The following is a 26,629-nucleotide window of genomic DNA, read 5'->3' as shown; positions in this document are numbered from 1 at the left end:
ATGAGCTTTAACACAATCATCAACTGGAACGATTGTTCGCAAGAACAACAGCGCGCGCTGCTGATGCGTCCGGCGATTTCCGCCTCAGAAAGCATTACCCGCACCGTGGCCGAGATCCTTGATAACGTCAAAGCCCGTGGCGACGATGCGCTGCGGGAATACAGCGCAAAGTTTGATAAAACCGAGGTTGGCGCTTTAAAGGTAACTGAACAGGAAATCACGGACGCGGAAAGCCGCCTCGGTGATGAGATCAAACAGGCGATGGCCGTCGCGGTGAAAAACATTGATACCTTCCACACCGCGCAGATATTGCAGGCGGTCGATGTGGAAACCGTGCCCGGCGTACGCTGCCAGCAGGTCACGCGTCCGGTTGCGTCGGTGGGGCTTTACATCCCCGGTGGTTCCGCCCCGCTGTTCTCTACCGTATTAATGCTGGCAACCCCGGCACGCATCGCCGGTTGTCAGAAAGTTGTACTGTGCTCGCCGCCTCCGATTGCCGATGAAATTCTCTATGCGGCAAAACTGTGTGGCGTACAGGCGGTGTATAAAGTGGGGGGTGCACAGGCAATTTCCGCGCTGGCGTTTGGTACCGAATCCATTCCTAAAGTGGACAAAATTTTTGGCCCGGGCAACGCGTATGTGACCGAAGCCAAGCGTCAGGTCAGCCAGCGTCTGGACGGTGCCGCAATTGATATGCCTGCCGGTCCTTCTGAGGTGCTGGTGATTGCCGACAGCGGTGCAACGCCGGACTTCGTCGCCTCCGATCTGTTATCCCAGGCAGAACATGGCCCGGACTCACAGGTTATTTTGCTGACGCCGGATGCGGATATGGCAAGACGCGTGGGTGAAGCCGTTGAACGTCAGCTTGCCGACCTGCCGCGCGCCGACACGGCACGCCAGGCACTCTCAGCAAGCCGCCTGATTGTGGCGCGCGATCTGGCGCAGTGCATTGCCATCTCCAACCAGTACGGCCCGGAACACCTGATTATCCAGACCCGCAATGCGCGCGATCTGGTTGACAGCATTACCAGCGCAGGTTCGGTCTTCCTTGGCGACTGGTCACCGGAATCCGCCGGCGATTACGCTTCCGGCACCAACCACGTTCTGCCAACCTACGGATATACATCAACCTGTTCGAGCCTCGGGCTGGCGGATTTCCAGAAACGCATGACCGTACAGGAGCTGTCCCGCGAGGGGTTTGCCTCTCTGGCCTCCACCATTGAGACCCTGGCCGCTGCCGAACGTCTGACCGCCCACAAAAACGCCGTTACGCTGCGCGTTGCAGCCCTGAAGGAGCAAGCATGAGCATTGAAGAATTAGCCCGCGAAAATGTCCGTCGCCTGACGCCTTATCAGTCTGCTCGTCGTCTGGGTGGCAACGGTGATGTCTGGCTGAACGCTAACGAATACCCGACGGCCGTACAGTTCGAGCTGTCGCAGCAAACGCTGAACCGCTATCCGGAATGCCAGCCGAAAGCGGTTATCGAAAATTACGCCCGGTACGCAGGCGTAAAGCCTGAGCAGGTGCTGGTCAGCCGGGGGGCAGATGAAGGCATTGAACTGCTGATCCGAGCCTTCTGCGAACCGGGCAAAGATGCTGTCATGTACTGCCAGCCAACCTACGGAATGTACAGCGTCAGTGCAGAAACCTTTGGCGTGGCGTGCCGTAACGTGCTTTCGCTGGAAGACTGGCAGCTCGATCTGCAGGGGATTGCCGATAATCTTGACGGCGTGAAAGTGGTGTTCGTCTGCAGTCCAAATAACCCGACCGGGCAGATTATCAACCCGCAGGACATTCGAACCCTGCTGGAGATGACGCGCGGTAAAGCGCTGGTGGTGGCTGACGAAGCCTATATTGAGTTCTGCCCGCAGGCGACGCTGGCTGGCTGGCTCGAAGAGTACCCGCACCTGGTTGTACTGCGTACGCTGTCAAAAGCTTTCGCTCTCGCTGGCCTGCGCTGCGGCTTTACGCTGGCCAATAAAGAAGTCATCGACCTGCTGATGAAAGTGATTGCGCCATATCCACTCTCTACGCCGGTTGCCGACATTGCGGCGCAGGCTTTGGCCCCTCAGGGGATCAAGGCGATGCGCGAACGCGTGGCACAAATCCTTGAAGAACGGCAGTATCTGGTCACTGCCCTGAAAGATATTCCCTGCGTGGAGCAGGTATTCGACTCTGAAACCAACTACATCCTGGTACGCTTTACCGCGTCGAGTGCCGTATTTAAATCTTTATGGGATCAGGGCATTATCTTACGAGACCAAAATAAACAACCATCCTTAAGCGGCTGTTTGCGTATTACCGTAGGCACCCGTGCAGAGAGTCAGCGCGTGATTGACGCCCTGAAAGCGGAGAAAGTATGAGCCAGAAGACCCTCTTTATCGATCGTGACGGTACCCTTATTTCGGAGCCGCCAACCGATTTTCAGGTCGATCGTTTCGACAAACTGGCTTTTGAACCCGATGTAATCCCGGTGCTGCTCAAGCTGCAGAAAGCCGGCTATAAGCTGGTGATGATCACTAACCAGGACGGGCTGGGTACCGACAGTTTCCCGCAGGCGGATTTTGACGGCCCGCATAACCTGATGATGCAGGTGCTGACCTCTCAGGGCGTTGAATTTGATGAGGTGCTGATCTGCCCACACCTGCCTGCCGATGAATGTGACTGCCGCAAGCCGAAGGTAAAGCTGGTCGAACGCTACCTGACGGATGACGTGCTGGATAAAGCCAATAGCTATGTCATTGGCGATCGCATGACCGATATTACACTGGCGGAGAACATGGGTATCTCCGGGCTGCGCTATGACCGTTCCACCCTTAACTGGGCAAAAATTGGTGAGCAGTTGACCCAGCGTGACCGCTACTCGCACGTTGAGCGCAACACCAAAGAGACGCAAATCGACGTTAAGGTCTGGTTGGATCGTGAAGGCGGCAGCAAGATCCACACCGGTGTGGGTTTCTTTGACCATATGCTGGACCAGATCGCGACCCACGGTGGTTTCCGCATGGAGATCGCCGTGAAAGGCGATTTGTATATCGACGATCACCACACCGTGGAAGATACCGGCCTGGCGCTGGGTGAAGCGCTGAAGCTGGCACTCGGCGACAAACGCGGCATCAACCGTTTTGGTTTTGTGCTGCCGATGGACGAGTGCCTGGCGCGCTGCGCAATGGATATCTCCGGGCGCCCACACCTGGAATACAAAGCGGATTTCACCTACCAGCGCGTGGGCGACCTCAGCACCGAAATGGTTGAACACTTCTTCCGTTCATTGTCCTACACCATGGGCCTGACGTTGCACCTCAAGACCAAGGGCAAGAACGACCACCACCGCGTGGAAAGCCTGTTCAAAGCCTTTGGCCGTACCCTCCGCCAGGCGATTCGTGTGGAAGGTGACGCCCTGCCCTCATCGAAAGGAGTGCTGTAATGAATGTGGTGATTCTGGATACCGGATGCGCCAACCTGAACTCCGTAAAATCGGCAATTGCCCGTCACGGCTATGCGCCGGACGTGAGTCGCGACCCTGACGTCGTACTGCGCGCCGATAAGCTTTTTCTGCCCGGCGTAGGGACAGCGCAGGCGGCGATGGATCAGATCCACGAGCGCGAGCTGGTGAGTCTCATCAAAGCCTGTACTCAACCGGTGCTGGGAATTTGTCTCGGCATGCAGCTCTTGGGCCGACGCAGTGAAGAGAGCAACGGCGTTGATCTGCTCGGGATTATTGACGAAGACGTGCCGAAAATGACCGATCACGGTCTGCCTCTGCCGCACATGGGCTGGAACCGTGTTTATGCCAAAGCCGGTGACAGACTGTTTCGCGGCATTGAAGACGGGGCCTATTTTTACTTCGTGCACAGCTACGCCATGCCGGTAAATCCGTACACCATTGCCCAGTGCAATTACGGCGAAGCATTTACCGCGGCGGTGCAGAAAGATAACTTCTTCGGCGTGCAGTTTCACCCGGAACGTTCGGGTGCCGCAGGCGCACAGTTGCTGAAAAACTTCCTGGAGATGTAATGATTATTCCCGCTTTAGATTTAATCGACGGCACGGTTGTCCGTCTCCATCAGGGCGATTACGGGCAGCAACGCGACTACGGTAACGACCCCTTGCCACGTCTGCAGGATTATGCTGCCCAGGGCGCGCAGGTGCTGCACCTGGTGGATTTGACTGGCGCAAAAGATCCGACAAAACGTCAAATCCCACTTCTTAAAAAACTGGTGGCCGGCGTAGATGTGCCGGTCCAGGTAGGCGGTGGCGTGCGTACGGAAGATGACGTTGCGGCGCTGCTGGACGCTGGCGTGGCGCGGGTGGTCGTCGGCTCGACTGCCGTTAACGATCCTGAAAAGGTTAAAGCCTGGTTCCGCCGCTTTGGCGCTGACGCGCTGGTGCTGGCGCTGGATGTTCGTATCGACGAACAGGGTAACAAGCAGGTTGCAGTCAGCGGCTGGCAGGAAAATTCCGGGGTGACGCTGGAAGAGCTGGTCGAGAGGTATCTGCCCGTTGGCCTGAAGCACGTGCTGTGCACCGATATCTCCCGCGACGGCACGCTGGCAGGCTCTAACGTTTCTTTATACCAAGAAGTCTGTGCGCGTTATCCGCAGGTGGCCTTCCAGTCATCGGGGGGTATTGGTGATATCGCTGATATTGCCGCGCTGCGCGGAACGGGTGTACAGGGCGTGATTGTGGGCCGGGCCCTGCTGGAAGGTAAATTTACTGTGACGGAGGCGATTCAATGCTGGCAAAACGGATAATCCCTTGCCTGGACGTACGTGACGGCCAGGTAGTGAAAGGCGTGCAATTCCGCAACCACGAAATCATTGGCGATATCGTCCCGCTGGCAAAACGCTACGCTGAAGAAGGCGCAGATGAGCTGGTGTTTTACGATATCACCGCCTCCAGCGATGGCCGCGTTGTGGATAAAAGCTGGGTGGCGCGCGTGGCAGAAGTGATTGATATTCCCTTCTGCGTGGCTGGTGGGATTAAATCTGCGGAAGACGCTGCAAAAATTCTCTCCTTTGGTGCCGATAAGATTTCCATTAACTCCCCTGCTTTGGCAGACCCGGAGCTGATTACCCGTCTGGCCGATCGCTTTGGCGTACAGTGTATTGTTGTGGGGATTGACACCTGGTATGACGCCGCAACGGGTAAATACCATGTCAACCAGTACACCGGCGACGAAAGCCGGACACGCGTAACCCAATGGGAAACGCTGGACTGGGTGCAGGAAGTGCAGAAACGTGGCGCAGGCGAAATTGTGCTGAACATGATGAACCAGGACGGCGTGCGTAACGGTTACGACCTGGAGCAGCTGAAAAAAGTCCGCGCGGTCTGCCACGTACCGCTGATTGCTTCCGGCGGTGCAGGCACCATGGAACACTTCCTCGAAGCCTTCCGCGATGCAAACGTTGACGGCGCGCTGGCGGCCTCTGTGTTCCACAAACAGATTATTAATATTGGTGAGTTAAAAACGTACCTGGCCGACCAGGGCGTGGAGATCAGGGTATGTTAACAGAGCAACAACAGGCGCAGCTGGACTGGGAAAAAACTGACGGATTACTGCCGGTGGTTGTACAGCATGCTGTTTCAGGTGAAGTGCTGATGCTGGGGTATATGAACCAGGACGCGCTGGCAAAAACGCTCCACAGCGGTAAGGTCACCTTTTTCTCGCGCACCAAACAGCGCCTGTGGACCAAAGGGGAAACCTCTGGCCATTTCCTGAATGTGGTCAGCATTACGCCGGACTGCGATAACGATACGCTTCTGGTACTGGTGAATCCGATCGGCCCAACCTGCCACAAGGGCACCAGCAGCTGCTTCGGCGACGCAAGCCACCAGTGGCTGTTCCTGTATCAGCTGGAACAGTTACTCGCTGAGCGTAAAACGGCGGATCCTGAAAGTTCGTATACGGCTAAGCTGTACGCCAGCGGGACTAAACGTATTGCGCAAAAGGTGGGGGAAGAAGGCGTTGAGACAGCACTGGCCGCGACCGTGCATGACCGCGAGGAGCTGACGAACGAGGCGTCGGATTTGATGTATCACCTGCTGGTACTGCTGCAGGATCAGGACCTTGATTTAACGGCGGTGATTGAGAATCTACGTAAGAGACATAAATAAAAAAACCGGGGAATTTCCCCGGTTTTTTTATCTGATGAGAATCACGCTTTTGGTTTGTAGTTCCGCAACGCGTTGCGACCCAACACCACACCTGAACCGATAATCCCGCCAAGCAGGACAGCAAGGATCAGAGTGATGGCCTTTTTCGGACTGTCACGATAAACAGGAAGATCCGGTTTCATGACATAGCGATAGACATGAATGGTGTCCGGGTTAACATTCAACTTCTCGATATCCAGCAAGTTCTGCTTAGTCTGATAGTACGCTCCAGAGAACACCAGCGGACGTGAAGCTTCGTTTTCAATCATCGATTTTAACGCTTCGCTGCCCAGCAGGAACATGGTTTCCTGCGTCACGTCCTGAGTTTGCTGAATCTGTGGAGAGGTGATTTTCGCTGCTTCTGCGTTCTTCAGCGCTTCCGTAATCTGTTTGATACGCAAATCTTTTTGCTCCTGAGAGACTTTCTCCTGGTTCTCCAGGGAGTCATTCAGGGTTGTGATCTGCTGCTTAATGTTATCTTTTAGGTCAAGCGCCAGTTCTTTCGCCGTCTGCTCGTCTACCTGTTGAATATATTGGGCCAGCTGCTTCTGAGCAGCCTCCGCAGATTCCCCGGTATAAGAGACACTTAATGGCAATGATTGTCCTTTAACTGCCTGCTCAATCGTCAGCTTTTCCGGAATTTCCTGGTTTTCAAGTGCCTGAGATAAAGCAGAGAAAGAAGAGTTGAAACGTCCAATCACTCTGGTTTGAATATCGAGCATTGAGGGGGCTGCACCGCCATAAAGTATGTTTAAAGCATTCGAGTACGTCGCGATTTGCGCCGCATCAGGCTGTGAGATGATGGCCGACGATGTCCACTTTTCTTCTACTACACTGATATAGATACCTGCAAGGATGATAAAAACTGCGACAAAAGCTCCAATAATCAACTTTCCACGCCACAGTTGCATCACTAAATCGATGAAATCAAGTTGCTCCAGGTCATTGCTACGCGTGACCGGGTTATTGTTGTTTTGCGTCATACTGTCCCTAACGAATAAAAAGGGCAAAAATAATCATAAAGTATAGTGTATCTGTTACTGGCAATTTTTCTATAAGAATCCGATGAGTTATATCGGAAAGATTGGTTATGTAACTCACGTCTAACGCGCTATCATATAGCAGTTCTGATGCTTCCGGCATCAATTAGACCGAAAAGTTAACGAGGAAAGGTATGAAATTTTTGGTTACGGGCGTGGCGGGATTTATTGGTTCAAATGTCAGCAAGCGCTTGTTGGATGCAGGACACCATGTTGTGGGGATTGATAATCTAAATGACTACTATGATGTCAATCTTAAGCTGGCACGTCTGGATCTGCTGACATCTGGCAATTTCACCTTACACAAGCTGGACTTGGCCGATCGTGAAGGCATGGCAGCACTGTTCGCCCGTGAGAAATTTGATCGCGTCATCCACCTGGCCGCACAGGCAGGCGTACGCTACTCGCTTGAAAATCCTCACGCCTATGCTGATGCCAACCTGGTAGGGCACCTCAACGTGCTGGAAGGCTGTCGCCATCATAAGGTACAACATCTTCTGTATGCGTCTTCCAGCTCCGTTTACGGTCTGAATCGCAAGATGCCTTTTTCGACTGACGATTCGGTCGATCACCCTGTCTCACTTTATGCCGCGACCAAAAAAGCCAATGAACTGATGTCGCATACCTATTCCCACCTGTACAACCTGCCCACGACGGGCCTGCGTTTCTTTACCGTGTACGGTCCGTGGGGACGCCCGGACATGGCGCTGTTCAAGTTCACCAAAGCGATGATTGAAGGCAAGAGTATCGATGTCTACAACTACGGCAAGATGAAGCGTGACTTCACCTACATCGATGATATCGCTGAAGCGATCATCCGCCTGCAGGATGTGATCCCTCAGGCTGATGCGAACTGGACCGTTGAGACCGGTTCGCCAGCGACCAGCTCCGCGCCGTATCGCGTCTACAACATCGGTAACAGCTCGCCTGTCGAATTGATGGATTACATTACCGCGCTGGAAGATGCGTTAGGTAAAAAGGCAGAAAAAAACATGATGCCCATCCAGCCCGGTGACGTGCTGGAAACCAGCGCCGATACGAAGGCGTTGTATGACGTCATTGGATTTAAACCGCAGACCTCGGTAAAAGACGGAGTGAAGAACTTTGTCGACTGGTACCGTAATTTCTATAAGGTTTAATACAAAAAAACCCGGCGCATGAGCCGGGTTTTTTATGTGCGGTAGAAAGGAGATTAGTCGCTACCAAACAGATCGCGGGTATAAACCTTATCCGCCACGTCTGCCAGCTCTTCCGCCATACGGTTCGAGATAATCACATCCGCTTCTTTCTTGAAAGCGTCCAGATCGCGAACCACACGGGAGTGGAAGAACTCGTCTTCCTGCATCGCTGGTTCATAGATAATGACCTGCACGCCTTTCGCCTTAATACGCTTCATGATCCCCTGAATGGAAGAGGCGCGGAAGTTATCAGAACCGCTCTTCATGATCAGACGATAGACACCCACCACTTTTGGCTGACGCGCGAGAATGGAATCAGAAATGAAGTCTTTACGCGTGCGGTTGGCATCCACAATCGCGGAAATCAAATTGTTAGGCACCGCCTGATAGTTTGCCAGCAGCTGTTTGGTATCTTTTGGCAGGCAGTAACCGCCGTAGCCAAACGACGGGTTGTTGTAATGGTTACCAATACGCGGGTCGAGGCACACGCCTTCGATGATCTGGCGGGTGTTCAGGCCCAGACTCTCTGCATAGCTGTCCAGCTCGTTGAAGTAGGCCACGCGCATTGCCAGATAGGTATTAGCGAAGAGCTTGATTGCCTCGGCTTCGGTGGAGTCAGTGAACAGTACCGGAATATCTTTCTTGATTGCTCCTTCCTGCAGCAGTGCGGCGAAGCGCTCCGCACGCTCAGAACGCTCACCGATCACGATACGGGATGGATGCAGGTTATCGTATAACGCCCTGCCCTCGCGCAGAAATTCTGGCGAGAAGAAGACATTATCAATACCCAACTCTTCTTTAATCGATTTGGTGAAGCCTACTGGAATGGTCGATTTGATGATCATCACCGCTTTTGGGTTGATTGCGATAACATCTTTGATCACCGCTTCCACGGTTGAAGTGTTGAAGTAGTTGGTTTTAGGGTCGTAATCCGTTGGTGTGGCGATGATGACGAAATCTGCGTCGCGGTAGGCGTCTTCTTTGTCCGTCGTTGCACGGAAATTCAGCGGTTTGTTGGCGAGGTATTCCTGGATTTCTTTATCGACAATCGGGGATTGCTTTTGATTAAGCATATCCACTTTAGACTGAACGATATCCAACGCCACCACTTCATGGTTTTGTGCGATCAGAATGCCGTTTGATAGGCCTACATAGCCTGTTCCGGAGATAGTTATTTTCATTCGTTCAACTTCTTCAAGTTTAAGTTTCAGGAGGCGTAAGTACACCACCGCAATAAACAACTGTTGAGGTTTTTACCTCTTAAGTTGAGCGGCTGTCAAGGCGAAAGCCTGGCTGCGAAAATGTGAAAATGCAGTGGTTTATACGGCGTTGAAAGACGCTCGCTGGACAAAGCAAGTCCAGATGGGCTTATTCGTGATAAAAAAAGCCCGGTGAGCATCACCGGGCTTAATTATCAGGCTGAGTTAAATCAGATTAATCCAGCCATTCGGTATGGAACACACCTTCTTTATCGGTACGTTTATAGGTATGCGCACCGAAGTAATCACGCTGCGCCTGAATCAGGTTCGCTGGCAGCACGGCAGCACGGTAGCTGTCATAGTACGCCACCGCAGCGGAGAAGGTCGGTACAGGGATACCGTTCTGCACAGCGTAAGCAACCACGTCACGCAGCGCCTGCTGGTATTCGTCCGCGATTTTCTTGAAGTACGGTGCCAGCAGCAGATTCGCGATACCGGCATTTCCAGCGTACGCATCAGTAATTTTCTGCAGGAACTGAGCGCGAATAATGCAACCCGCACGGAAGATCTTCGCGATTTCGCCGTAGTTCAGATCCCAGTTGTTTTCGTCTGAAGCGGCACGAAGCTGAGAGAAGCCCTGCGCGTAGGAGACGATTTTACCCAGGTACAGAGCACGGCGAACTTTCTCGACGAATTCAGCTTTGTCACCGGCGGGTTTAGCCTGTGGGCCAGACAGCACTTTGGATGCCGCAACACGCTGCTCTTTCAGGGAAGAAATGTAACGCGCAAATACGGATTCGGTGATCAGAGACAGCGGTTCACCCAGATCCAGAGAGCTCTGGCTGGTCCATTTACCGGTACCTTTGTTCGCAGCTTCGTCCAGAATCACATCAACCAGGTATTTACCCTCTTCATCTTTCTTGGTGAAGATATCTTTGGTGATGTCAATCAGGTAGCTGTTCAGCTCACCTTTGTTCCACTCGGTAAAGGTTTCAGCCATCTCTTCGTTAGAGAGGTTCAGGCCGCCTTTCAGAAGAGAGTAAGCTTCTGCGATGAGTTGCATGTCGCCGTATTCGATGCCGTTGTGAACCATCTTCACATAATGGCCCGCACCGTCTGGACCAATATAGGTCACACACGGCTCGCCGTCTTCCGCAACCGCAGCGATTTTGGTCAGGATTGGCGCAACCAACTCATAGGCTTCTTTCTGACCACCAGGCATGATAGATGGGCCTTTCAGTGCGCCCTCTTCACCACCGGAAACACCGGTACCGATGAAGTTGAAGCCTTCAGCAGACAGTTCACGGTTGCGACGAATGGTGTCCTGGAAGAAGGTGTTACCGCCATCAATGATGATGTCGCCTTTTTCGAGGAAAGGTTTCAGAGAGTCGATAGCAGCATCAGTACCTGCACCCGCTTTAACCATTAACAGGATACGACGGGGCGTTTCCAGAGACTCAACAAACTCTTTCACCGTATAAAAAGGAACCAGTTTCTTGCCTGGATTCTCGGCAATCACTTCTTCAGTCTTATCACGGGAGCGGTTGAAAACGGAGACGGTATAACCACGGCTTTCGATGTTGAGCGCCAGGTTGCGCCCCATCACTGCCATACCGACAACGCCGATCTGTTGCTTGGACATTACATACTCCTGTCAGGTGTGGTCGCTGCGACTTATGCGCGGCTTGAATGTTTTAATGATATTAACTCAGGATGATATCTAAAGGTACAATAAAAACTCGTGTTCAATCTGAATGTTACAAATTAAAGCAATTATTGTAAAAGTGATTAATATGCTGCACAAAAATCACTCGCGTCGATTTGAAGCATTGCGCAACGATTGCTTCGTAACTGATCTAATTCATTAGTATTGTAGAAAGCCGCATCTACAGAATACTCGTTCCAGGAAGGTCTGTTTGGATCAGAGAATGTTTTTGCTGTTACAATAATTATCATCATAGAGACTGCACTAACTATCACTACAACCGGTATAAATCCCATTTTATTCCTTTGGGTTGTAAGTGCGTGACTGAAGATATAAGCCAGAGGAATAAAAGCAAAATAGTTAAATCGCGAAAATGCTGGCATAAAGTAGAAACCAAGGTGGAAACAGGAACAAATGAATGCTAAGGACCACATTCTATCCAGATAGGCATCGACCATATTCCTCTTGGCCAAATAATAGCTAATAATTAAAACATCCACAAATGCGCCGAAACCAATTTCTGCCTTAAATGAATTGATATCTCGTGTGTAAAGGGTAGCTTTTCTATAAAGTTCTGGACCTACCACAGGAATATTTGCGACTAGGCCCAGATTTAAAAGCACAACGCCGCCCAAAAAAACAAATATACCTATAATAGCACCACCTGCAAATACGATCTGAGCCTTTCTCATTCTATAAAAAAATCTAAACAATAATACAAAGATTGCAGAGTAGTGAAATAGTACAGCAATAATAAGATACTTATAAAACCCCCGCCGATTATCTCGCATTAAACTATTACAGGCAAAAAAACTAATCGTAATTGCTGCAAACTGTCTTATCTGATCCAAAACTAGAGATAATCCGCCTAGCATAACGACACAAGTGATAAAGGCTGGTCCGTTAAGAACAATAACACTAGATAAAGTCAACCTATATAATAAGTAGAAACAAAAAAAATAAAAAATAAAAATAGCTATCTGAAAAATGTCTGTTACATTTGCCATGCCAAATAAGTAAGTGTTAAACAATAAATCATATCTAATATCAAATTGTTTTTGGAAATAGTCAAAAACGTAATAATAATTCAGCCAATCTACACCATTAAAATAATAAAGAGTAGCAAAAAGAGTAAACATCAACGTTAAAGCAAAAGAAAGAATTTTTGAATAGGCTTGATTAAGTAAGCAAATTACAGTGCAAAATGTAAAACAAATAACTATAACAATCCAAGGCATGGCAATCATTCCATCAATCCTTAGTTAAATGCATATATTTTACAAGTAGTGAGTAATCTTTACTCTGACTAAAATGCTTATATGCTTCAGTAGCGCCTACAAGTGAAATATGCATACCATCGAGGCTATAAGGAACTAAATAACCATCTTTTACAAACAATCCATTTGAATTGAACATATCATCTTGATTAATATAAAAGATATTTGGATCATCAATTAAATATTGCCGAACATAGTTATTTCCATGCTCCGGCAATTTCAAATCATTTATATTCAAATCTCCACCGTCAAGTATATATCTCTGAAATTTATTTAGTGGGTTTTTTCGATATAAAACTGGCGCAGAAATCATTATAATCTTGATATTATTTGTCAATGCAAAATCTATAACCGACTTCACGTCATTGATATAACCTTGTTGATAAATGGCATTCCAATCGGATGCTAATATAAGATATTTATATTTTTTGTTTTGAATTGCGTCTTTAAGAAACCTTCTATTTTCTAAGCATTGCTTAAATGCAGCATGGGCTTTACTACCTGTATAATCATCATTGAATGATGGGAAACACCAGTTTGTAGAAACTGACTGCAGATTTATATTATATTTTTGTGCAAAATTTTTCCACAATGGATCAAATTGACCAGCAAATGAATCGCCAAAGATGAGAGTCTCAGCTTTTTTATTAGCATCACCAAGATAACATTGAGTTCCAGCGCGACGATCAACTTTGAGCGACTGGGAATCATTAAATGAATAAAAACAATAGCCGTTTTCTCGTAGAGGCATAGTTATGTATTGCGAAAGGTTATTCATGAGTACGATCCGGTCCTCAGAATAACGACTAAGCACACCATTTTTTGCATAAGTGAACGATGCGCAAGCAACAACAATTATAGCCAAAATTAATGGCTTGACCTTAAATATCAATTTCCATTGGATAATTTTATTCCATTTAATTAACTCAACATAACGATAACTAATATACCCAAATATAATAGACAATGGAATACCGACAATCCAAGCATTAGTGATGTCGTAATAATAGCTAAAAGCTACTAATGGCCAATGCCAGAGATACACTGAGTAAGAGATTTTCCCCAAAAATTGGGATAATGGATTACCTGTTGCAATACTGTTACCCTGATCCCCCCAAATTATGAAAAATGCACCGAGTACAGGTAACAACGCGAAGTAACCAGGCCAAGCAGTATGACTGTTAATGACAAAGAATGAAATTATTACTAAAGCCAGACCTGTTTTCTCTATATAATTTTTATATTGGCTGTCTAACTTTAAAGGATAAAGAAACGCGATGCCCCCTAGTAACATTTCCCAAACTCGAGATGGTAATAAAAAATATGCAGCATCCGGCCAGTGTTGCGTCATATATACATTCAACAGAAAAAAAACGACTGTCAACCCCACAATGATTTTCTTTATAGTATTGAGATTGAACAGTTTGTGTAAGCCAATAAAAAGGAATGGATAAATAAGATAAAATTGCCATTCAACTGATAGAGACCAAGTGTGAAGCAAGAATTTCTCGTGAGAATTTAGATCAAAATAACCTGATTCTAACCAGTAAATGATATTAGATATAAAGAATAGACTACTCGTGACATGTTTTCCAAGTGTACGATAATCAACAGGTACTAATACAAACCATCCGACAATAAGTAATGCAAGACATACGAGAGTTAATGCCGGAATGATACGATTTACTCTGGCAACATAAAAACCAATTAAATTAAAGCATTTTGACTCAATAGCAGTGGAAATTATTCCTGTCATCAGATAACCGGATATAACAAAAAAAACATCAACACCAGCAAATCCACCAGGAACCCACTCAGGTTTAAAGTGATAAATCATAACTGCAAGGACTGCAAATGCCCTCAACCCATTAATATCTTTACGGAATTTCAATGCAAACCCCTAATAACTGGAATTGATATTGTTATAGCCCAAGGATAGTAAAAGTTTACCATTTGAAGATAAACGGCAAAGCAATTAATCAGATCTCGAGATATATTCAATAACATTAATATATTTACTGATTACCACTCTTTCATCGAAATCTCGTTGAACTTTATCGCGACTATTTCGACTCATTTTTTCTTTATCGGAACCAGAAGACTGTAAAAATTTTTCAAGGCATTCAACAAGACTGCTTACCGATCGAGGTTCGCATAAATAGCCGTTGATACCATCGTCAACTACTTCACGGCAACCAATATTATTTGTGGTGATAATAGGACGACCAATCGCTGCAGCTTCCAATAGAGATTTAGGTACACCTTCTCTATAGTAAGAAGGCAGAACAATACAATCCGCTTTTTTTAATTCATCTTCAACGTAGTCAGTAAATCCAAGATAATTAACAATACCCCTTTTCTGCCATTCATCTAATTCTTGCGACTTGATGGCTGATGCGCTGCTCTCATCCAATGGACCAAGAAGACAAAATTCAGTATGCGGATATTTTTCTCTCAATTCTTTGGCAGCATCAGCATAGAGACGTATCCCTTTCTCAGCAATTAAACGTGCTACGAGCAAGAACCGGATATTTTTTTTTGCTTCAAATGGTGTATATTCAAAACGAGATAAATCTACACCGGATCCAGGTAAACGGTCACATTGTTTTTCAGTAACAATATGGAGATCAAGAAACAATTTTTTATCTTCATCGTTTTGAAAAAATATAAAGTCAGCTTTTTTTTGACTAGTTTTATATAGAAATGCAACAAGTTTCGAGAATATATTCTTTTGAATAAAGATAACCCCTAACCCTGCAATATTATTAATAACTTTAATATTTAAAAGGGATGCAGCAAAAGTTGCATATATATTATTTTTGGGAGTAAAGTTGAGGGTGAGATTAACCCCTTCTTTTTTGAAAATTTTATAGAAATCATAAAATGTTAGCAAATCAACAAATGGATTTTTCCCCCATCTTTGCATTTTAATTTGAAAATACTTACAACCCAGCGATTCCAATTTATCTTTATAATCTGAATCAGGAGATACAGCAATTACCTCATGGCCAGCGCTAATAAGTGTACGAATAGTGTTGCGGCGGAAGTTATAAATATACCAACTTGTATTCGCCGTAATAGATATTTTCATTTGAGCAACTTATTTCAAGAAAGAATGTTTTTTCATGATGCCATCTTTTATTCCACGAAGCATAAACCCCATCCTAGTCTTGCGGGGGGATACATTCGAGAAAATAAAGAATTTCAGCGGCATCATAATTAATAATTTAATTTTGTAACTTATTTCGAAATGTGGCTCACGTAAAGAGAAGATCCAGTTGCGATATACATAATAGAGTCTGAAAGGCGATCCTATATTGATCGATTTCCCAATCGGAAGCTTCAAATCCTTGGCACCTAAGTTATGACGCATTGCGACGGTTGTTGTCATCAAAACATGATATCCAAGATATCTGGCTCTATAACACCACTCGATATCAATCGAGTCAATAAACCATTCGGCTTTATTAAAGCCAATTGCGGCGAACACATCAATATTATACAAGGTACCAGATGATATGATTGATTTAACACTAAATACTGTGTCAGTTATTGCAATACTATTCCGGAAGTATTTTTCATATCTTGTATTATCCCTTTCATTAATAACAGATGGACCAATACATGCAATTTTTATGTCACTTTGTTCTTTGATTCTCTGATATTCACTATATAACGCATCAATTAAACCATCCTCAACTGATGAGTCCTGATCAAAAGTGATGATGTAATCAGCTTTATTTTTCATAGCATATACAAATCCGATATTTTGCGCATATGCTATGCCTAAATTTTCATTAGGCTGAATGAGAATTACATCGTTTACTCCTTCAAGGAAACTTTTCAAATCGAGCTGGCAATTCGCATCATTACTATTATCAACAACAATAACTTTTTCAACTTGTTTGGCGATCGCAGCTATATTATTCCCAAAAGAGTCTAGATCGGGATTAAATGTTACTATCAATGCATAAATATTCAATTTTGACTCCCTGAGAAACATTTTTTCCTGAAACAAAACATAAATAGTGAGGCTAATGATTCGGTTATTAAGACAGAAAGAGCCGCACCAATGGCCCCATAAAAGTGAACAAGCAATGGCATATGTAATAAATGAAGAATGGAAACAACGAAATATATAGTTCTAAGAAGTTTGGTTTTCCCTTGCGTTAAATACAAATTTTGGGCATACGCAATTCCAAAAGATATTGATATAATACTAAAGGATAAAATATAATATATAGGCAGTCCCGCAATAAACTGTTTACCCAAGAAAATTGCATACACTACTTTGCTAAATAACATTAGCCCTATAACAATCACAACCGAAAAACTTACAAGAATAAATGTTGATTTCCTCCATAGATCATAAAATTCCTTCCCTTCTTTTTTTGAAATCCTTGGGAAAAATGCTTGTGCTATTGGAGATAAGATCCCTTGAGCAGCGGATTTTAACTTATCAGCGCTGGAATAATAACCTGTTTCAGTAGGACCTTTCACCGAGCCAAGATATATTAATGTTAAAGAACTATATATATTGGTAAACACATTGGATATAAAAATATCAAATCCGCTTCGAAATCTTAATAGTATGTTTCTAACTAATACTTTACTAACGGTTTGATATTTAAGATAATAATGCAGGTAAAAAGTCGATATTATATTTGGCAATGCCACATTTATAGAATAGGCAAGCATTGCAATATATATATCATCCTTATTTCTTACAAAGAGAACAACTATTAATATTGAAACAACGCGTGTGATAGAAGTAGATATAACTATAAAACCAGTCTTTTCTTTCCCAATAAAGAAATGTGTCTGATTACAAACTGAGCTTAATACAGTAAATAGTAGAATTATATAGCAGCCAGCGAATCCATAATCTATTAATATAAAATAAGTCGCAACCACAAGTACCGAACAGAAAATGAATATTAAAAGCCTGCAAACCAGAATTTCACAAAGAATAATGTTATCTTCTTTTTTTTCTAACGATCTTGATATATCTCTAGCGCCGGTTAATGTAAACCCATATTCAACAAGCATAACAAGATATTGTTGGGCTGCAAGGAATATAGATAAGATACCGAACTGTGTAACACCCAGACTTCTTGTTATAACCGGAAGTGTAATAAAGGGAAAGAGGTAAATACTTCCTCTTACTAAAAAAAGGTGTAAAATAGATTTTACAGGGACATCTCTAATAAATTTATGCATATAGTTATATGGGTATATACCAAGCCCTATCTATTTTACAAGTAGGGCTTAGTTCAACTCAGAGAGTGTTGAATTTTGGTTGATTTAGATCTTTCGCTGAAAGCTGCGGTTCATCTTCTAATGGCCAGGATATTTTTAGCTCGGGATCATTCCAAATGAGACCTCTGTCGCTTTCTGGATGATAGTAATTTGTAGTCTTATAAACGAATTCGGCTGTTTCACTTATAACCAGAAAGCCATGTGCAAAGCCTTCTGGTATCCACAACTGGCGTTTATTGTCTGCTGAAAGGCTTACTCCAACCCATTTACCAAATGTAGATGAACTCTTACGAATATCAACCGCGACATCAAATACTTCCCCTGCAACACAGCGCACCAGTTTGCCCTGTGCATAGGGTTCCAGTTGATAATGCAAACCACGCAGAACTCCTTTGCAGGATTTTGAATGATTATCCTGCACAAACTCAACTTTACGTCCTACCGCCTCTTCAAAAACTTTCTGACTGAAACTTTCAAAGAAAAAACCACGATCGTCACCAAATACTTTTGGTTCAAAAATTAATACATCTGGTATATCAGTTTTAATTACGTTCATGTCTTAGTAACCTTTAATCATCTTCAGCAGGTATTGGCCATATGCATTTTTCTTCAACGGCTCAGCCAGCTTCTTTACCTGCTCCGCATCAATAAACCCTTTGCGATACGCAATCTCTTCCGGACAGGAGACCTTCAGCCCCTGACGCTCTTCAATTGTTGCGATGAAGTTACTTGCTTCAATCAGGCTCTGGTGCGTACCGGTATCCAGCCAGGCATAACCACGTCCCATCATGGCAACTGACAGACGTCCCTGCTCAAGATAAATACGGTTGATATCCGTAATTTCAAGCTCACCGCGCGCAGAAGGTTTCAGGTTTTTAGCCATTTCTACAACGTCGTTATCGTAGAAGTAAAGGCCCGTAACGGCATAGTTACTCTTAGGCTCCAGCGGCTTTTCTTCCAGGCTGATTGCCGTACCGTTTTTATCAAACTCCACAACGCCATAGCGTTCAGGGTCGTTAACGTGATAGGCAAATACAGTTGCACCATCATCTTTATTCAACGCAGCTTCAAGCTGCTTCGGCAGATCATGGCCATAGAAAATGTTATCGCCCAGCACCAGCGCGCAGCTATCGTCACCAATGAACTCTTCGCCAATAATAAAGGCCTGTGCAAGTCCATCAGGGCTTGGCTGAACTTTATACTGAAGGTTTAATCCCCACTGGCTGCCGTCGCCCAGAAGTTGTTCAAAGCGCGGAGTATCCTGCGGCGTACTGATGATGAGAATATCTTTGATCCCCGCCAGCATCAGTGTTGACAGCGGATAGTAAATCATTGGTTTGTCATAAATTGGCAGCAATTGCTTGCTCACTGCCATAGTAACTGGGTAGAGACGAGTGCCGGATCCACCAGCAAGAATAATACCTTTACGCGTAGCCATTGTAATTTCTCTATAAATGCAAATTGCCCGAAGCCGGGCAATTATTTAATGTTAGATTGATTCAGCGGAAAAAAGCTCGGCGAGCATTCGCTTAACGCCAACATCCCATGCCGGTAAAACCAGGCCAAAGTTGCGCTGGAATTTCTCTGTATTTAAACGCGAATTCTGAGGACGACGCGCAGGCGTAGGATACGCGGTGGTAGGAACGGCATTGAGCTTTTCAATTTCCAGTTCAATCCCCGCCTTTCTGGCTTCATCGAAGACTAACGCGGCATAGTCATACCAGGTGGTCGTGTCTGATGCAACGAGATGATAGAGGCCAGCCACTTCAGGTTTTACCATGGCCACACGGATAGCATGCGCGGTACAGTCAGCCAGTAACTCAGCGCCTGTTGGCGCACCAACCTGATCATTGATTACGGAGAGTTCTTTACGCGCTTTCGCCAGGCGAAGCATTGTTTTTGCAAAGTTATTGCCTTTGCCGGCGTAAACCCAACTTGTGCGGAAAATCAGGTATTTAGCGCAATGTGCCTGGAGCGCTTTTTCACCGTCGAGCTTGGTCTGTCCATACACATTAAGAGGTGCGGTCGCATCCGTTTCGCGCCATGGCGTTTCGCCATCGCCTGGAAAGACGTAATCAGTAGAATAGTGAACAACCCAGGCACCGATTTTAGCCGCTTCTTTCGCAATTGCCTCGACGCTGGTTGCGTTGAGCAACTGAGCGAATTCCTGCTCTGATTCAGCTTTATCGACTGCGGTATGCGCCGCTGCGTTGACGATGACGTCAGGTCTGATGGTGCGGACGGTTTCAGCGATGCCTTCCGGATTGCTAAAATCCCCGCAGTATTCTTTGGAATGCACGTCAAGTGCAATCACGTTCCCTAACGGTGCGAGTGCGCGCTGTAGCTCCCAGCCCACTTGTCCTGTCTTGCCGAACAGAAGAATGTTCATTATTGACGTTCTCCGTAATTCTGTTCGATCCAGGTCTTGTAAGCACCGCTTTTAACGTTGTTAACCCAGTCCTTGTTGCTCAGATACCATTCCACGGTCTTACGGATACCGCTTTCGAAGGTCTCTTCAGGCTTCCATCCCAGCTCAACGCCAATTTTATGCGCATCAATCGCGTAGCGGCGGTCATGCCCGGGGCGGTCAGCGACGTAAGTAATCTGATCGCGATAGGAACCTTCTTTCGGCACGATTTCATCCAGCAGATCGCAAATGGTGTGGACCACGTCCAGATTTTGCTTTTCGTTATGCCCGCCGATGTTGTATGTCTCACCCGTTTTACCCTGGGTTACGACGGTGTACAGCGCACGCGCATGATCTTCAACATACAGCCAGTCACGGATCTGGTCGCCTTTACCGTAAATAGGCAGCGCTTTACCGTCCAGAGCATTCAAAATCACCAGCGGGATCAGCTTCTCAGGAAAGTGATACGGGCCATAATTATTTGAGCAGTTGGTCACGATTGTTGGGAAACCGTAAGTGCGCAGCCATGCGCGAACCAGATGGTCGCTGGAAGCTTTTGAGGCAGAATAAGGGCTACTTGGCGCATAGGCGGTGGTTTCAGTGAACATCGGCAAATCGATTGAGGCTGGATGCTCGTCAGGGTGCGGTAAATCACCGTACACTTCGTCCGTAGATATATGATGGAAACGGAACGCTTTCTTCGCGGTATCATCCAGTGTTGACCAATACGCGCGAGCCGCCTCGAGCAAGACATAAGTGCCAACGATATTGGTTTCAATAAATGCAGCCGGACCTGTGATGGAGCGATCAACGTGGCTTTCTGCCGCCAAGTGCATTACGGCATCCGGTTTATGCTCAGCGAAGATACGGTCCATAGCAGCTTTGTCACAAATGTCCGCACGCTCAAAGACATATCGACCGCTATCGCAAACGTCAGTAAGCGACTCAAGGTTACCAGCATAGGTGAGCTTATCCACATTGACGACGTCATCCTGGGTATTTTTGATAATATGTCGTACCACCGCTGAGCCGATAAAACCTGCTCCACCCGTCACAAGAATTTTCACGTTATCTGTTCCGTCTATTGAATATGTCGAGATATTGATGCCCTGAAACCAGCCATATAACTGTGGATTCAGAAATTTTGCACGCTACCGCCCCTGGCTTAACAGCTACCAGTGCACTGAGCGAATGTTGAATAAAGGATTTGGGAGTCTGATAACAGACAAAAAACTGGCGTTAATTGTCATCCTAAATGGTCTTAGAAACAAGCACAAATCGTTACAAATCAGTCCACATTTGAATCAGATAACCCCATGTTATCATTATAATTAATAACAAAAAACGGCAGTCACCATTTTGGTTATGTTTTACATAGCCAAATGATAACTGCCGCTTATTCAAAAGTCAGAGAGGAATCAGTCGTTAGCCAGCAACTTCTCAATCCGGCTTCTGAACTTCTGACCTTCCTTCAGGTTACGCAGGCCATACTTCACAAATGCCTGCATATAGCCCAGTTTCTTACCGCAGTCGTAGCTGTCACCGGTCATCAGCATCGCATCAACAGACTGCTTCTTAGCCAGTTCAGCAATCGCATCGGTCAACTGGATACGGTCCCAGGCACCCGGCTCGGTTTTTTCCAGCTCGGCCCAGATATCCGCGTTGAGAACATAACGGCCGACGGCCATCAGGTCAGAATCCAGCGTCTGCGGCTGATCCGGTTTCTCGATAAACTCAACGATACGGCTCACCTGCCCTTCCGTTTCCAGCGCTTCTTTAGTCTGGATAACAGAGTACTCGGAGAGATCGCCTTTCATGCGCTTAGCAAGTACCTGGCTACGGCCCGTTTCGTTGAAGCGCGCCACCATTGCCGCAAGGTTGTAACGCAGCGGATCGGCAGATGCGCTGTCGATAATGATATCCGGCAGTACAACGATGAACGGGTTGTCACCCACGACCGGGCGTGCGCAAAGAATGGAGTGGCCCAGACCCAGCGGCTGCGCCTGACGCACGTTCATGATGGTTACGCCAGGAGGACAGATAGACTGCACTTCAGCCAGCAGCTGGCGTTTTACGCGCTGCTCAAGCAACGCTTCGAGTTCGTAAGAGGTGTCGAAGTGGTTTTCTACCGCATTCTTGGAGGAGTGCGTAACCAGGACGATTTCTTTGATCCCTGCAGCAACAATTTCATCGACAATGTATTGAATCATCGGTTTGTCGACAATCGGCAGCATCTCTTTAGGAATGGCTTTTGTGGCTGGCAACATATGCATGCCCAAGCCTGCTACCGGAATGACTGCTTTCAAATTAATCATTATTTCTTCCACCTTAAAATGGTTGACGAATTATAGCTCTTTAACCTGTTTTCGCCAGCATGATTTGCCGTGATTCTTATATGATGTTAGGGGACCACATCACAAAAAACAGTAGTTGTAATCTGAATAGATCGCGTTTCTGTGCCAGGAATAGTCGCAAAAAAAGACAATTGTCGATTATCTGTGCGGGAGCGCAAAATTCAGCCGCTCCGTATTCACCACCTGCTGGTCCACGCGGTCAATATCCACGGAGCTCTGCCCTTTCTCATTCACAGCCTTGATGTTCGCCAGCGACAGTAAGGTCTCATCTTTAGCCATAAACTTGCCTCGGACATCCTTACGCAGGTCGAAATTCATCTTCAGCGCCGGGCCGACGGCAGCTTCCTGCATCACGTTGATATTACGCAAGAAGAGGTGCTGCGGTTTGTTGTGCAACTCAAGCGTAGCCCGCTGCATCTCAACGTTGGTGATGGCCACAAAGGAGGTGGCGTTGCCGGAGGAAATTTGTATTCCGCGCAGTTTGTACGCAAGCTGGCGATTATCCAGGCGAATGTCGTTCAGCTTAAAGTTCTGAGGTATCGAGAGATAGTCGCCCTTTATTACACCGTAGCCGATCAGCATGCCGGCACTATTGACCATATCGACATTATCAATAATGAAATTATCACAGCCATAAATGGCTACCGTGGCGTTGTCTATTCCCGCCTTCTTGCTGAAGTCAGGAGTGATATTCTTGGCCTTAATATTGCGAATAATAAAGTGCTTACCGTTTTCGACGTGGACTAACTGACGACAGTTGCTGCCGGTGATATTTGCCACCACGAAGTTCTTCACGGTTTGCTTTTCCGGATAATCGTTGTCGTAGGTGCTGCCGGCGAGACCAATGCCGATGCCCCAGTTGATCTTGCCGTTCGTACAGTTAATGTTGTCAATCACATGATCGGAGATCAGGATGTTACGGTCATTAATGGCGACGTTCCACTCAATCGCGTCGCCCTGGAGATGGCTGAATTTACTGTTAGTGATGCGCGCGCCATCTATCTGATTATGGAATCCCTGGCGCAGGATGGCGTAGTTCGCCTGGCTTACGCTGATGTTATCAATCAGCAGGTTGCGCATGACGCGCGGCTTTTTGCCGCCAATGTAGATCTGCGTCACCGGTCCAAAGCCGCTCATTGCCAGCCCTTTAATCACACAGTCTGAACCGCGAATGTCCAGCGTAATGTTCTCCGTGCGGCCGTCACCTTCACCAATCACTTTACTGCCTTCCTGCAGCACGAAGCGTCCGCGACCATTGCCCGTTAACGCACCGCGGATCAGCAGCGTTTTACCGTCAGGAATGAAAATGCCCGTATTGATGTTTTTACAGGTGAGCCCGGCAGGGACAACAACGGTGTCGCCTTCGTTAAACGCCTGCTTAAAGGCGGCGATCCAGTCGTTGTTATTGTACTGGTTAACAGAGACCGTCTTTCCGGTTGCCGCCCGCGCAATGCGGGACGACAGCAGCGGCGTAGCCGCCAGGACGGATAAAGAAGAGACAAAGGTGCGTCGGGTAATCTTTTTCAGCATACAACCTCGGCGTTACAACGTTTGCAGCAGGCTCGCTAACTGGCGATTAATCACCTGCTGGTTAAAATCTGCTTCAACTTTTTGTCGGGCGTTGTGGATAACGGGCTCCAGCGCCTGTTGGTCGATGCCGCTAAATTCGGCTAAACGATCCGCAAGGGCCATCGCATTATTCTCCGGTACCAGCCAGCCGGAGTAATCAGACTTGATTAACTCCGGGATCCCGCTGTGCAGGGTCGACACCACCGGAATACCGACGGCCATAGCCTCCATTAACGCAACCGGGATCCCTTCCATATCGCCATCGGCGCCGGTCACGGAAGGCAGCAGGAATACATCCGCCTCATCCAGCATGGCCTTCACCTCGTGGCTTGGCTTAAAACCTGGCATCTCCACGTAATCTTCCAGCTGATACTGTTCGATAAGCGTGCGAAGACGACGCTCCCACGGGCCAATACCGAGAATGCGATAGCGGAAATCCACGCCGCGCGCTCGCAGCTGGCGGCAGGCTTCGATGGCCACGTGCAGACCTTTTTTCTCCGTCAGACGCGCCACAGAGATAATCTGCAGCGGTTTTCCCGGTACCTTGACCGGGCGGCGGGTAAAGCGCTCTAAATCCACGCCCATACGCGAAACGGTGATTTTTTCCTGCGGACAGCCCATGTTTTTCAGACGCCCGGCCCACAGGTCGCTGATGGGCAGCATCATGTCGCCACGGCGGAAAAGCTGCTGATACTCCGGCGTGTAGTGGTTCAATACTTCGCGGCTGGAGATGTCGATACCGTGGAAGATGGTCGCAATTTTACCGTCAATCACCCCCAACTCACGCAGTTTGGCGGCGGTCACGCCCGCCGGGCCAAAGTGAGCAATAAACACATCGGCGCGGTACGCCTGCGCCGTTTGACCACAAATGGCGGACAGGATCAGGTTGCGAGATTCCGCGCCATAGCGGGAAACATTCAGCGCGCGCCAGGTCGATGCACGATGGATCCCGCGTAAGGTCTGGCTGGCCCGGTGGCGCAGCTTATTTACTCTTCCTGAGGGCTCGTCCTGCAGCCAGCGGGTTTTCGCCTCCAGCCCATACTGCGTATACGCCGCATGGGTATTTTGTGTATCGCCCTTTTGCAGGGCGATGATCTCCACGTCGTATCCCATATCGATAAACGCGGTGATTTGGTTCAGCACAAAGGTTTCAGACGACAGCGGAAATTTCAGTAAGAAGAAACCAACCTTCATTTCCCCTCCCGGACGCGGTCGAGCACCGATTTCACCATCCCAATTCCCTTCTCGCGCTCGGCTTTCACCGCGACGGCCAGGCGTTCATTGATGGCAGGCAGTTGCCCCAGGGTATCGCCCACCATCGCGCCAAGCGAACCATCCAGCAGATGACGAATATCAACGGCCATTTCAGGCATGCCAAGCTGCTGCATAATGCCGGCTGACTTGTGCTCGTAGTTAATCGCAATGGCCGGCGTGCCAAAGTTCATCGAAATGATCGCCGAGTGCAGACGCGTGCCCACGGTGAGGTCACAGGCTGAGAGCAATTTGCCCATCTCGAGGTCGTTCAGTTCGTCCATCACCACGTGATAACGGGACGGATCGTTTACCAGGTTGCGCAGGTTCAGCGCCACCATGCGGTCATCTTTGTTATAGCTGTCGATGCCGGTACAGGTTGAAAGCGCCAGCACCTGGTATCCGCTGTCCAGCACACGGTTCACCACGTCAGCAAACGCTTTCTCATACGCCGCCTGGGTGGTGCCTAAACGTTTATCAAACGGTGCAAGTTCGCGCAGGGTGATGGCGACCGTTTTCTGTTTCGCCGCCACGTCCAGCCAGTGCTGCACTGCGTAGCTCGCCTGGAAACTGTCGTCCTGATGATCCACCAGCCAGGCGGTGTCCACCCCGTGTTCCACTTTCGAAGTGTCAATCTCGCTGCGTTTCATCATATCGAGGCTTACCGACTCACGCAGGATCAGGGCATCGCAGTGGCCGAAGACATAGTTTGCCAGCTGGTTAAACTGCGGATCCTGGAACGGCCCGACGCTGTGACCAATCATAAACAGCGGTTTTTTCGCCATGAATGTGCAGAGTGCGTGCTCAAACTGCGGCACACCGTAAAGATCGACGAAGAACGATCCTCCGACCTGAATAATGGCGTCGTAGCCCGACAGCAGTCGAACGAAATCCGTGAAGCCCTGAGCAATGGCGATGTTACGCAGCTTGCCGGTATCAGTTACACGGGACAGCAACACCTGATGCTGATAGCGACGGCGCAGAACTTTCTTCACGCGTCCCATCACGCCGGCAGCGTTGTTGTGCTGCTTCATCTGGCTGTATAGCGGGTCGCCCATTACCGGGCGGTTCAATAACCAGGAAGAGCTGACCGGATAACGGCTCATCACGTCCACTTCAGTCTCAGGCTTAAGGGTGTTAATCGCATCCAATAAACCGCGCAGAATGGCGCTGTCGCCACGGTTGCCGCAGGTATGGTTGCCAAGAATAAGTAATTTCATAATGGCCTCTTAAA

Annotated in this window: 24 protein-coding genes; 8 read left to right on the top strand and 16 right to left on the bottom strand. The window is 47.6% G+C overall.

The annotated features are described in order from the left end of the window. From hisD to hisIE, 7 genes are read left to right on the top strand one after another with little or no spacing between them, the layout of a single operon-like run. Nucleotides 1–1,305: a histidinol dehydrogenase gene (gene hisD / locus AM410_RS15425; protein ID WP_025203710.1), complete on the top strand. Its 1,305-nt coding sequence runs from the start codon at nt 1–3 to the stop codon at nt 1,303–1,305. Then, nucleotides 1,302–2,363: a histidinol-phosphate transaminase gene (hisC, locus tag AM410_RS15420; RefSeq protein ID WP_032678504.1), complete on the top strand. Its 1,062-nt coding sequence runs from the start codon at nt 1,302–1,304 to the stop codon at nt 2,361–2,363. The genes hisD and hisC overlap by 4 nt, the downstream gene beginning before the upstream one ends. Continuing rightward, nucleotides 2,360–3,427 (top strand): bifunctional histidinol-phosphatase/imidazoleglycerol-phosphate dehydratase HisB, encoded by a 1,068-nt coding sequence (gene hisB, locus AM410_RS15415; protein ID WP_040017933.1) that lies wholly within the window; start codon nt 2,360–2,362, stop codon nt 3,425–3,427. Before hisC ends, hisB begins: the two co-directional genes overlap by 4 nt. Then, a complete protein-coding gene (gene hisH / locus AM410_RS15410; RefSeq protein WP_020883288.1) occupies nt 3,427–4,017 on the top strand; it encodes an imidazole glycerol phosphate synthase subunit HisH in 591 nt (196 codons plus the stop codon). Before hisB ends, hisH begins: the two co-directional genes overlap by 1 nt. Next, nucleotides 4,017–4,754, top strand: a complete 738-nt coding sequence (gene hisA / locus AM410_RS15405; protein WP_032678506.1) for a 1-(5-phosphoribosyl)-5-[(5-phosphoribosylamino)methylideneamino]imidazole-4-carboxamide isomerase — start codon at nt 4,017–4,019, stop codon at nt 4,752–4,754. Before hisH ends, hisA begins: the two co-directional genes overlap by 1 nt. Next, the gene (gene hisF / locus AM410_RS15400) at nt 4,736–5,512 is read left to right on the top strand and encodes an imidazole glycerol phosphate synthase subunit HisF (RefSeq protein WP_014170794.1); all 777 of its coding nucleotides are present in this window, start codon (nt 4,736–4,738) and stop codon (nt 5,510–5,512) included. The genes hisA and hisF overlap by 19 nt, the downstream gene beginning before the upstream one ends. Next, nucleotides 5,506–6,117, top strand: a complete 612-nt coding sequence (gene hisIE, locus AM410_RS15395) for a bifunctional phosphoribosyl-AMP cyclohydrolase/phosphoribosyl-ATP diphosphatase HisIE (protein ID WP_073396101.1) — start codon at nt 5,506–5,508, stop codon at nt 6,115–6,117. The genes hisF and hisIE overlap by 7 nt, the downstream gene beginning before the upstream one ends. A gap of 41 nt (nt 6,118–6,158) precedes the next feature. Here the strand turns inward: hisIE and wzzB are convergent, their stop codons facing one another. After that, nucleotides 6,159–7,139, bottom strand: a complete 981-nt coding sequence (gene wzzB / locus AM410_RS15390; protein ID WP_078774584.1) for an LPS O-antigen chain length determinant protein WzzB — start codon at nt 7,137–7,139, stop codon at nt 6,159–6,161. Nucleotides 7,140–7,330: 191 nt separating this feature from the next. On the opposite strand from wzzB, the gene AM410_RS15385 reads away from it, so the two are divergent. Further along, complete coding sequence (locus AM410_RS15385) at nt 7,331–8,335, top strand: NAD-dependent epimerase (RefSeq protein WP_073396104.1); 1,005 nt, start codon at nt 7,331–7,333, stop codon at nt 8,333–8,335. Between the two features lie 53 nt (nt 8,336–8,388). Here the strand turns inward: AM410_RS15385 and ugd are convergent, their stop codons facing one another. The 15 genes from ugd to wcaK all read right to left on the bottom strand — a co-directional run bounded on the left by ugd (nt 8,389) and on the right by wcaK (nt 26,615). Next, on the bottom strand, nt 8,389–9,555 hold the full coding sequence (gene ugd / locus AM410_RS15380) for a UDP-glucose 6-dehydrogenase (protein ID WP_042716014.1): 1,167 nt from the start codon (nt 9,553–9,555) through the stop codon (nt 8,389–8,391). Between the two features lie 253 nt (nt 9,556–9,808). Beyond that, a complete protein-coding gene (gndA, locus tag AM410_RS15375) occupies nt 9,809–11,215 on the bottom strand; it encodes an NADP-dependent phosphogluconate dehydrogenase (protein ID WP_073396105.1) in 1,407 nt (468 codons plus the stop codon). Nucleotides 11,216–11,361: 146 nt separating this feature from the next. After that, a complete protein-coding gene (locus tag AM410_RS15370; RefSeq protein WP_073396107.1) occupies nt 11,362–12,525 on the bottom strand; it encodes an EpsG family protein in 1,164 nt (387 codons plus the stop codon). A 4-nt stretch (nt 12,526–12,529) separates the two neighbouring features. Then, nucleotides 12,530–14,446 carry an acyltransferase family protein gene (locus AM410_RS15365; protein ID WP_073396108.1) on the bottom strand — a complete coding sequence of 639 codons (1,917 nt, stop codon included), beginning with the start codon at nt 14,444–14,446 and terminating at the stop codon, nt 12,530–12,532. Between the two features lie 84 nt (nt 14,447–14,530). Beyond that, nucleotides 14,531–15,646 carry a glycosyltransferase family 4 protein gene (locus AM410_RS15360; protein WP_073396110.1) on the bottom strand — a complete coding sequence of 372 codons (1,116 nt, stop codon included), beginning with the start codon at nt 15,644–15,646 and terminating at the stop codon, nt 14,531–14,533. Between the two features lie 9 nt (nt 15,647–15,655). Next, nucleotides 15,656–16,537, bottom strand: coding sequence for a glycosyltransferase family 2 protein (locus tag AM410_RS15355; protein WP_159082267.1), 882 nt, complete (start codon nt 16,535–16,537; stop codon nt 15,656–15,658). Further along, on the bottom strand, nt 16,534–17,775 hold the full coding sequence (locus tag AM410_RS15350; protein WP_073396113.1) for an oligosaccharide flippase family protein: 1,242 nt from the start codon (nt 17,773–17,775) through the stop codon (nt 16,534–16,536). The genes AM410_RS15355 and AM410_RS15350 overlap by 4 nt, the downstream gene beginning before the upstream one ends. Nucleotides 17,776–17,833: 58 nt before the next feature. Continuing rightward, the gene (gene rfbC / locus AM410_RS15345) at nt 17,834–18,370 is read right to left on the bottom strand and encodes a dTDP-4-dehydrorhamnose 3,5-epimerase (RefSeq protein ID WP_073396114.1); all 537 of its coding nucleotides are present in this window, start codon (nt 18,368–18,370) and stop codon (nt 17,834–17,836) included. A 3-nt stretch (nt 18,371–18,373) separates the two neighbouring features. Then, nucleotides 18,374–19,252: a glucose-1-phosphate thymidylyltransferase RfbA gene (gene rfbA, locus AM410_RS15340; protein WP_014170805.1), complete on the bottom strand. Its 879-nt coding sequence runs from the start codon at nt 19,250–19,252 to the stop codon at nt 18,374–18,376. Nucleotides 19,253–19,303: 51 nt separating this feature from the next. After that, nucleotides 19,304–20,203 (bottom strand): dTDP-4-dehydrorhamnose reductase, encoded by a 900-nt coding sequence (rfbD, locus tag AM410_RS15335; RefSeq protein ID WP_014170806.1) that lies wholly within the window; start codon nt 20,201–20,203, stop codon nt 19,304–19,306. After that, nucleotides 20,203–21,288, bottom strand: coding sequence for a dTDP-glucose 4,6-dehydratase (rfbB, locus tag AM410_RS15330; RefSeq protein WP_073396117.1), 1,086 nt, complete (start codon nt 21,286–21,288; stop codon nt 20,203–20,205). The genes rfbD and rfbB overlap by 1 nt, the downstream gene beginning before the upstream one ends. A 351-nt stretch (nt 21,289–21,639) precedes the next feature. Continuing rightward, nucleotides 21,640–22,536: a GalU regulator GalF gene (galF, locus tag AM410_RS15325; protein ID WP_020883269.1), complete on the bottom strand. Its 897-nt coding sequence runs from the start codon at nt 22,534–22,536 to the stop codon at nt 21,640–21,642. Between the two features lie 177 nt (nt 22,537–22,713). Beyond that, a complete protein-coding gene (gene wcaM, locus AM410_RS15320) occupies nt 22,714–24,105 on the bottom strand; it encodes a colanic acid biosynthesis protein WcaM (protein ID WP_025203690.1) in 1,392 nt (463 codons plus the stop codon). Nucleotides 24,106–24,117: 12 nt separating this feature from the next. Continuing rightward, nucleotides 24,118–25,338: a colanic acid biosynthesis glycosyltransferase WcaL gene (gene wcaL / locus AM410_RS15315; RefSeq protein ID WP_059305472.1), complete on the bottom strand. Its 1,221-nt coding sequence runs from the start codon at nt 25,336–25,338 to the stop codon at nt 24,118–24,120. Then, nucleotides 25,335–26,615, bottom strand: coding sequence for a colanic acid biosynthesis pyruvyl transferase WcaK (gene wcaK, locus AM410_RS15310; RefSeq protein WP_024908095.1), 1,281 nt, complete (start codon nt 26,613–26,615; stop codon nt 25,335–25,337). The genes wcaL and wcaK overlap by 4 nt, the downstream gene beginning before the upstream one ends. Nucleotides 26,616–26,629: the final 14 nt, after the last annotated feature.

It is taken from the genome of Enterobacter cloacae complex sp. FDA-CDC-AR_0164 (assembly GCF_003071645.1).
Taxonomy (GTDB): Bacteria; Pseudomonadota; Gammaproteobacteria; order Enterobacterales; family Enterobacteriaceae; genus Enterobacter; species Enterobacter ludwigii.
Note: the sequence above shows the minus strand (reverse complement) of the source record. Positions and strands in the feature narration are given on the sequence as shown.

What these genes read in the sequence shown, in the direction of transcription:
- hisD (WP_025203710.1), top strand. Translation starts at nt 1, where the DNA reads ATGAGCTTTAACACAATCATCAACTGGAACGATTGTTCGCAAGAACAA.
- hisC (WP_032678504.1), top strand. Translation starts at nt 1,302, where the DNA reads ATGAGCATTGAAGAATTAGCCCGCGAAAATGTCCGTCGCCTGACGCCT.
- hisB (WP_040017933.1), top strand. Translation starts at nt 2,360, where the DNA reads ATGAGCCAGAAGACCCTCTTTATCGATCGTGACGGTACCCTTATTTCG.
- hisH (WP_020883288.1), top strand. Translation starts at nt 3,427, where the DNA reads ATGAATGTGGTGATTCTGGATACCGGATGCGCCAACCTGAACTCCGTA.
- hisA (WP_032678506.1), top strand. Translation starts at nt 4,017, where the DNA reads ATGATTATTCCCGCTTTAGATTTAATCGACGGCACGGTTGTCCGTCTC.
- hisF (WP_014170794.1), top strand. Translation starts at nt 4,736, where the DNA reads ATGCTGGCAAAACGGATAATCCCTTGCCTGGACGTACGTGACGGCCAG.
- hisIE (WP_073396101.1), top strand. Translation starts at nt 5,506, where the DNA reads ATGTTAACAGAGCAACAACAGGCGCAGCTGGACTGGGAAAAAACTGAC.
- wzzB (WP_078774584.1), bottom strand. Translation starts at nt 7,139, where the DNA reads ATGACGCAAAACAACAATAACCCGGTCACGCGTAGCAATGACCTGGAG.
- AM410_RS15385 (WP_073396104.1), top strand. Translation starts at nt 7,331, where the DNA reads ATGAAATTTTTGGTTACGGGCGTGGCGGGATTTATTGGTTCAAATGTC.
- ugd (WP_042716014.1), bottom strand. Translation starts at nt 9,555, where the DNA reads ATGAAAATAACTATCTCCGGAACAGGCTATGTAGGCCTATCAAACGGC.
- gndA (WP_073396105.1), bottom strand. Translation starts at nt 11,215, where the DNA reads ATGTCCAAGCAACAGATCGGCGTTGTCGGTATGGCAGTGATGGGGCGC.
- AM410_RS15370 (WP_073396107.1), bottom strand. Translation starts at nt 12,525, where the DNA reads ATGATTGCCATGCCTTGGATTGTTATAGTTATTTGTTTTACATTTTGC.
- AM410_RS15360 (WP_073396110.1), bottom strand. Translation starts at nt 15,646, where the DNA reads ATGAAAATATCTATTACGGCGAATACAAGTTGGTATATTTATAACTTC.
- AM410_RS15350 (WP_073396113.1), bottom strand. Translation starts at nt 17,775, where the DNA reads ATGCATAAATTTATTAGAGATGTCCCTGTAAAATCTATTTTACACCTT.
- rfbC (WP_073396114.1), bottom strand. Translation starts at nt 18,370, where the DNA reads ATGAACGTAATTAAAACTGATATACCAGATGTATTAATTTTTGAACCA.
- rfbA (WP_014170805.1), bottom strand. Translation starts at nt 19,252, where the DNA reads ATGGCTACGCGTAAAGGTATTATTCTTGCTGGTGGATCCGGCACTCGT.
- rfbD (WP_014170806.1), bottom strand. Translation starts at nt 20,203, where the DNA reads ATGAACATTCTTCTGTTCGGCAAGACAGGACAAGTGGGCTGGGAGCTA.
- galF (WP_020883269.1), bottom strand. Translation starts at nt 22,536, where the DNA reads ATGATTAATTTGAAAGCAGTCATTCCGGTAGCAGGCTTGGGCATGCAT.
- wcaM (WP_025203690.1), bottom strand. Translation starts at nt 24,105, where the DNA reads ATGCTGAAAAAGATTACCCGACGCACCTTTGTCTCTTCTTTATCCGTC.
- wcaL (WP_059305472.1), bottom strand. Translation starts at nt 25,338, where the DNA reads ATGAAGGTTGGTTTCTTCTTACTGAAATTTCCGCTGTCGTCTGAAACC.
- wcaK (WP_024908095.1), bottom strand. Translation starts at nt 26,615, where the DNA reads ATGAAATTACTTATTCTTGGCAACCATACCTGCGGCAACCGTGGCGAC.